Source organism: Microbacterium sp. (genome assembly GCF_030149085.1).
Classification (GTDB): Bacteria; Actinomycetota; Actinomycetes; order Actinomycetales; family Microbacteriaceae; genus Microbacterium.
Map to the genome: position 1 here is coordinate 1 of NZ_JASBSF010000166.1, position 5,948 is coordinate 5,948.

Annotated in this window: 6 protein-coding genes; 2 read left to right on the forward strand and 4 right to left on the reverse strand. The window is 67.5% G+C overall.

From position 1 onward, the window contains the following. Nucleotides 1-53: 53 nt before the first annotated feature. The 3 genes from Q1V87_RS06750 to Q1V87_RS06760 form a co-directional block, all read right to left on the reverse strand. A complete protein-coding gene (locus Q1V87_RS06750) occupies nucleotides 54-716 on the reverse strand; it encodes a DsbA family oxidoreductase (protein ID WP_300591410.1) in 663 nt (220 codons plus the stop codon). Between the two features lie 68 nt (nucleotides 717-784). Then, entirely contained in the window at nucleotides 785-1,867 is a 1,083-nt protein-coding gene (locus tag Q1V87_RS06755; RefSeq protein WP_300591411.1) for a VIT1/CCC1 family protein, read from the reverse strand. Between the two features lie 97 nt (nucleotides 1,868-1,964). Further along, entirely contained in the window at nucleotides 1,965-3,812 is a 1,848-nt protein-coding gene (locus Q1V87_RS06760) for a DEAD/DEAH box helicase (RefSeq protein ID WP_300591412.1), read from the reverse strand. A gap of 72 nt (nucleotides 3,813-3,884) precedes the next feature. Here Q1V87_RS06760 and Q1V87_RS06765 point away from each other — a divergent pair, with 72 nt between their 5' ends. Then, nucleotides 3,885-4,733 carry an SGNH/GDSL hydrolase family protein gene (locus tag Q1V87_RS06765; protein WP_300591413.1) on the forward strand — a complete coding sequence of 283 codons (849 nt, stop codon included), beginning with the start codon at nucleotides 3,885-3,887 and terminating at the stop codon, nucleotides 4,731-4,733. On the opposite strand, the gene Q1V87_RS06770 is transcribed toward Q1V87_RS06765, so the two are convergent. Beyond that, the gene (locus Q1V87_RS06770; RefSeq protein ID WP_300591414.1) at nucleotides 4,708-5,520 is read right to left on the reverse strand and encodes an RNA methyltransferase; all 813 of its coding nucleotides are present in this window, start codon (nucleotides 5,518-5,520) and stop codon (nucleotides 4,708-4,710) included. The genes Q1V87_RS06765 and Q1V87_RS06770 overlap by 26 nt on opposite strands. 101 nt (nucleotides 5,521-5,621) lie before the next feature. Here Q1V87_RS06770 and Q1V87_RS06775 point away from each other — a divergent pair. Next, a partial coding sequence (locus Q1V87_RS06775) for a Sir2 family NAD-dependent protein deacetylase (protein ID WP_300591415.1) occupies nucleotides 5,622-5,948 on the forward strand: 327 nt, incomplete at its 3' end.

Below are 5,948 nucleotides of genomic sequence, written 5' to 3' on the forward strand. Positions count from 1 at the left end.
GCCGAGCATTGTGAACGGCTGGGCGGCGGCCTGCGGTGTCGGGGAAGCGTCGGTCATGCGGGAGTCCGCTCCGATGCCACCTGCGCAAGCACCTGGGCGAAGGTCTCACTCTCCTGCGCTCCGGAGACACCGTACTTGCCGTCGAAGACGTAGAAGGGTACGCCCTGGATGCCGTACGCAGCGGCCTGCGCGACATCCGCCTTCACCGCTGCGGTGTACTGGCCCGACTCGAGCGCCCGGACGACGTCGTCATGGTCGAGCCCGACGGTTGCGGCGAGATCGGCGAGATCCTCGATCCGGCCGACATGCCCGCCGTCGACGAAGTAGGCCTTCAGGAGAGCTTCCTTCATCTCTGCCTGCACACCGCGCTCCTTCGCGTAGTGCAGCAGTTCATGGGCTTTGATCGTGTTCGTCTGGTGGATGTGGTCGTAGTCGTATGCGAGACCCTCACCCGCAGCGAGTGTCGTCACGCGCTCGACCATCTGAGCGGCCTGCTCGGGCGAGACGCCCTTCCGCTCGGAGAGGTACTGTACCGGTGAGCCGTCGTAGTCAACCGGAGTATCGGGGGCCAACTCGAAGGAGTGGTACTCGATCTCCACGGGAACTCCCGAGGCCAGCACACCCTTCTCGAAACGTCGCTTCCCGATGTAGCACCAGGGGCATTGCACGTCCGACCAGACGTCGACCTTGATCGGGGCAGCAGAAGACTCGCTCATGTCACATCGAACCGCGACATCGCGGGGACTATTCCCGTCGGCACCCATCGCAGGCCCAGGCGCCCGCATCAGCCGACCGACACGCCGAAGAGCAGTCCCAGAACGTACGTCACCGCTGCTGCTCCAAAGCCGATCGCGAGCTGCCGTAGCGCACGCTTCAACGGCGGACCACCGGACAGCAGCCCGACGGTCGCGCCCGTCGCCAGGAGCGCAACGCCGACGAGCGCCAGCGCCGTCACAACTGCCGCGAGTCCCGACAGTCCGAATATCCACGGCAGCACCGGAATGATCGCTCCCGAAGCGAAGAACAGGAAGCTCGAAATCGCTGCGCCCCACGCGCTTCCGACGACGTCATCCTCGCCCTCGCCGCCGATGCCACCGCGAGCAAGCGCACCGGGGCCCGCCGCTTGCGCGTCGCCGATAATTGCGCGCGCCGCCGCAAGAGCCTCGTCTTCCGGCATCCCTCGTGTTCGGAACACCAGCGCCAGCTCGTTCGCATCGAGATCGAGGAACGACAAGACGTCGTCCGCGTAATCGTTCGGCTGCGTCGCCGCCAGCAGCTCACGCTGGGATCGCACGGACACGAACTCACCGGCGCCCATCGACAGCGCACCGGCGAGCAGACCCGCGATACCGCTGAACAGCACGAACTGCGGGGCGACTCCGGTCGCACCGATTCCCATGACGAGGGCGAGGTTCGAGACCAGGCCGTCGTTCGCGCCGAAGACCGCGGCCCGGAACGTCCCCGACAGCCGCCGTCGTCCGCGGGCGGCAAGCCCACGCACGACCTCGTGGTGGATCTTCTCATCGGCAGCCATCTGCGAGGTCGCGTGCGGATCGCTGTCGTAGGGAGAACGGGCCTCGGCGTTCTGAGCGAGCGCGAGCACAAAGATCGATCCGAAGTGCCGCGCCATCCACGCGAGCGTTCGCGTCGACAGTCGTGGTCGCGGCAGCGTTTCCGGCTCGCCGCCGAGCAACTGGAGCCAGTGGGACTCGTGCCGACGTTCGGCATCCGCGAGGGCTTCCAGGATCGCCCGCTCCTCGCCGGTGCGGCGGGCAGCCAGCTCACGGTATACGCGCGCTTCGGCGCGCTCGTCCACAAGGTACTGAGCCCACCTCCGCCGCTCGCCAGCCGTCGATTCGGCGTTCATCGGGCTCCTTCTGGGGTCCTCCCCAGGGTAGGAGACACGGCGAGGGCCGCCCGCTCGAATCCGAGGATTCGCAGCATTTTGGAGAACCGAATCCCGGCTACGACCTCACCCGGACGCGCAGCACATCAATACGCGCCTGAAGCTGCGCGACCGTCGCGTGCGAGACTGCCGGGCCCCCGCAGATACGGCGAAGCTCGGCATGGACATGGCCGTGCTGTTCGCCAGACTGCCTCGCGTACAGCCCCACGAGGCTGTTGAGCAGTTGCCGCTGTTCCTTCAGCGTGCGGTGCAGCGCAGGAGGCGGCGCGGGCGGCGCGTCATCCATCGCCCCCGCCTCACGCTCTCGCGCTTCGCGCGCCTGCCGGTGGCGGCTTTGCCGCGCCTGCCGCTGCATCAGCAGATCGTGTACGTGTTCGGGTTCGAGGAGCCCGGGAAGGCCGAGGAACTCCTCCTCTTCGGGCGTTCCCGGCGTGGCGAGCTGTCCGAACTCCTTACCGTCGAACAGCACACGGTCAAAGTGTGCGATGGCGCCGAGAGCCGCGTACTCGAACTCGTCGGTCAACGCGTCGGATGCGGCATCCTCGCGCTCCGCAGCCGCGAGCAGGTCGTCTTCAGCCGACCATTCGCCGTCCTCGTCCGAGGGGCGGTCGAGCGCGTGATCGCGCTGGCGTTCGAGCTCTCCGGCCAAGGCGAGCAGCGGCGGCACGTGCGGCAGGAAGATGCTGGCCGTCTCGCCGCGGCGCCGCGCCCGCACGAACCGGCCGATCGCCTGCGCGAAGAACAGCGGCGTCGACGCCGAGGTCGCGTACACCCCGACCGAGAGCCGCGGCACATCAACGCCCTCGGACACCATTCGCACGGCGACCATCCAGCGGCTCGTATCGGCGGCGAACGACTCGATGCGGGCGGATGCCTCGGGCTCATCAGAGAGCACGACCGTCGGCTCTTCGCCGGTCACCGTCTGCAGGATCTGTGCGTACGCCCGCGCGGCAGTCTGATCCGTGGCGATCACCAGGCCGCCGGCATCCGGAACGTGCTCTCGCACTTCGGTGAGCCGGCGATCGGCCGATCGCAACACAGCCGGAATCCACGCGCCGCCCCGCTCGAGAGCTGTGCGCCAGGCCGGCGCCGGGATGTCTTTCGTGTTGTCTTGCCCGAGCTGCGCTTCCATCTCGTCGCCGGTGCGGGTTCGCCACCGCATGTGGCCGGCGTAGACGAGAAAGAGCACGGGACGCACGACCCCGTCTTCGAGGGCGCGCCGATACCCGTAGTCGTAATCGGTACGAGACACGCGGATGCCTTCAGCCGTGGGGTGGTACTCCACGAACGGGATGGGCGCCGTGTCACTGCGGAAGGGAGTGCCCGACAGCAGCAGGCGTCGTGTCGCGCGTCCGAAAGCCTCGCGGAGCGCGTCTCCCCAGCTGAGGGCATCACCGCCGTGGTGCACCTCATCGAGGATCACGAGCGTCCGTGCCGTCTCCGTGACCCCCTGGTGCACTGACGCCTTCGTGGCTACCTGCGCGTAGGTGACCGCGACCCCGTGGTAGTGGCGGGCGGGACGGGTGTGACGGTTCGTGAAATGGGGGTCCAGGCGCAGCGATACTCTCGCCGCGGCATCCGCCCACTGGGTCTTCAGGTGCTCGGTCGGGGCAACGACGACGACCCGGTCGATGATCCCGCGCCGCAGCAACTCGGTTGCCAGGCGCAGAGCGAACGTCGTCTTGCCGGCACCGGGCGTCGCGGCGGCCAGGAAGTCGCGAGGTCCACCGCCCGGGCCATCGGGCCCGTCCATGTCGAAGTACTGATCAAGCGCCTCTGCCTGCCACGCGCGCAAGCGCCCGGCAGTTCCCCACGGGGCGCGCTGCGGATAGGACGGCGACAGGTGTTCGGCGGCGAAGCTCCCCCGCGGGTGATCGGATCCCGGGACCGGCGCTGTCTCGTGCACGCTCCCCCTCCCCACACACATCGGTCGCTCGTCGGACCGCCCGACTACGATAGACGACCAGGAGGACAGAGAATGGCCGCCACCGACGAACACCGCACTCCGTTCATCGCCAACAGCGAACCTCACCCCTGGCGACGGTTCGTGGCTCTCGGCGACTCGTTCACGGAGGGCATCGGCGACCCCGACCCCGCTCATCCCGGATCACACCTCGGCTGGGCCGACCGCGTCGCCGACGTGCTGGGGTCGCAGTCCGAGGACTTCGCCTACGCGAATCTTGCCGTGCGCGGCAAGCTCATCGCCCAGATCGTCGACGAGCAGGTAGAACCGGCCCTCGCACTTTCTCCCGACCTCATCACGTTCTGCGCCGGCGGCAATGACGTCATCCGTCCCGGCACCGATCCTGACGAGATCTCCCAGCTGTTCGAGGATGCCGTTGTGCGCTTGAGCAGCACCGGCGCGACAGTCGTGATCTTCACGGGCATCGACACGAGTTTCACCCCGGTGTTCCGCGCGTTTCGCGGCAAGATCGCGATCTACAACGAGAACCTGCGCGCCATCGCCGACCGCTACGACTGCATCGTCGCCGACCAGTGGTCTCTCAAAGAGATTCAAGATCCGCGCTTCTTCGATGACGACAGACTGCATCTGAACGCGCTGGGTCACCACGAGGTCGCGCGAATGGTTTTGCGCGCGCTGAACGTGTCGAACGATCTTGTGCCGATGCAGCCGGATCCCTTCCCTTCCCGCACGTGGCGCGAAGCCCGCGCGGGCGATCTCGTCTGGGCGCGCACGCACCTTGTGCCCTGGGTCCTGCGACGCCTGCGTCATCAGTCGTCGGGAGACAACCTGACGGCCAAACGTCCGCAGCCGCTTCCGATAGCGACGACGGGCGCGATCACTCTGCCGAGCGAGGATTCCTGAGCGCCCACAGCGCAACGGCGCTCGCGGCGGCAACGTTCAGTGAGTCGACGCCTCCCGCCATCGGGATGGTCACGACGGTGTCGGCAGCGGCGAGAGCTTTCGGTGTGAGTCCGTCACCCTCGGCGCCAAGCAGGAGCGCCACGCGGGAGGCCGGCTCGAAGTCATCGAGCGAAACAGCATCCTCACGCAGCGCGAGAGCCGCGATCTGGAAACCCTCCTCGTGCAGGATGCTGCGCGTCTGGTCCCAGTCGGGCAGTCGCGTCCACGGCACTTGGAAGACGGTTCCCATGCTGACCCTGACGCTCCGCCGGTAGAGCGGATCGGCACAGCGCGGCGAGACGAGCACCGCATCGGCGCTGAGGCCTGCGCAGGCACGAAAGATCGCACCGACGTTGGTGTGGTCGACGATGTCTTCGAGCACGACCACGAGTCTCGCTTCCCGGAGGACATTCCGAAGCGGCGGCATCTCCGGCCGGTGCATGGCCGCCAAGGCGCCACGGTGCACGGCGTAGCCCGTGAGGCGCTCAGCGAGGTCGGCCTCGACAACGTACACCGGAACGGTCGGGTGCTGTGCGAGCAACGGAACGAGATCATCGATCCACTTCTCCTGCACCAGGACCGAACGCGGCCGATGACCCGCGCCCAACGCGCGGCCGATCACCTTCGCAGACTCCGCGATGTACAGGCCTCCGGCAGGCTCGATGCGGCGGCGCAAGGCGACATCGGTGAGATCCCGGTAATCCTCGAGCCGCGGGTCCGTCGCATCTCGGACGTCGATGCGCTGCATCCCTCGATCCTCTCATTCTGGCGGTGCAGGCCCAGCAGCACGAAACATCCCCGAAAACCTGGATGCCTAGACTGGCACGAGGCAAGGCAGAGGAGGCAGGCATGTCGCTCATCGACGGCGCTGCCGCGGACGTTCCCGAAGCACTCTCCCGTGCACTCCGCGTTCTTGACGGGCGCACCATGACGATCCTCACCGGGGCCGGGGTGTCAACTGACTCCGGCATCCCCGACGACCGTGGCAAAGGGGCGCCCGTACGACGCCCGATGACCGTCGAGCAGTTTCTCGGAAGCGATGAGGCGCGTCGACGCTACTGGGTCGGCTCGCATCTCGGCTGGCGCAGATTCGCCTCGGCGGAACCCAACGCCGGGCACCGCGCCATCGCCGCACTCGAAGAGCACGGGATCGCAACCGGGGTCATCACGCAGAAT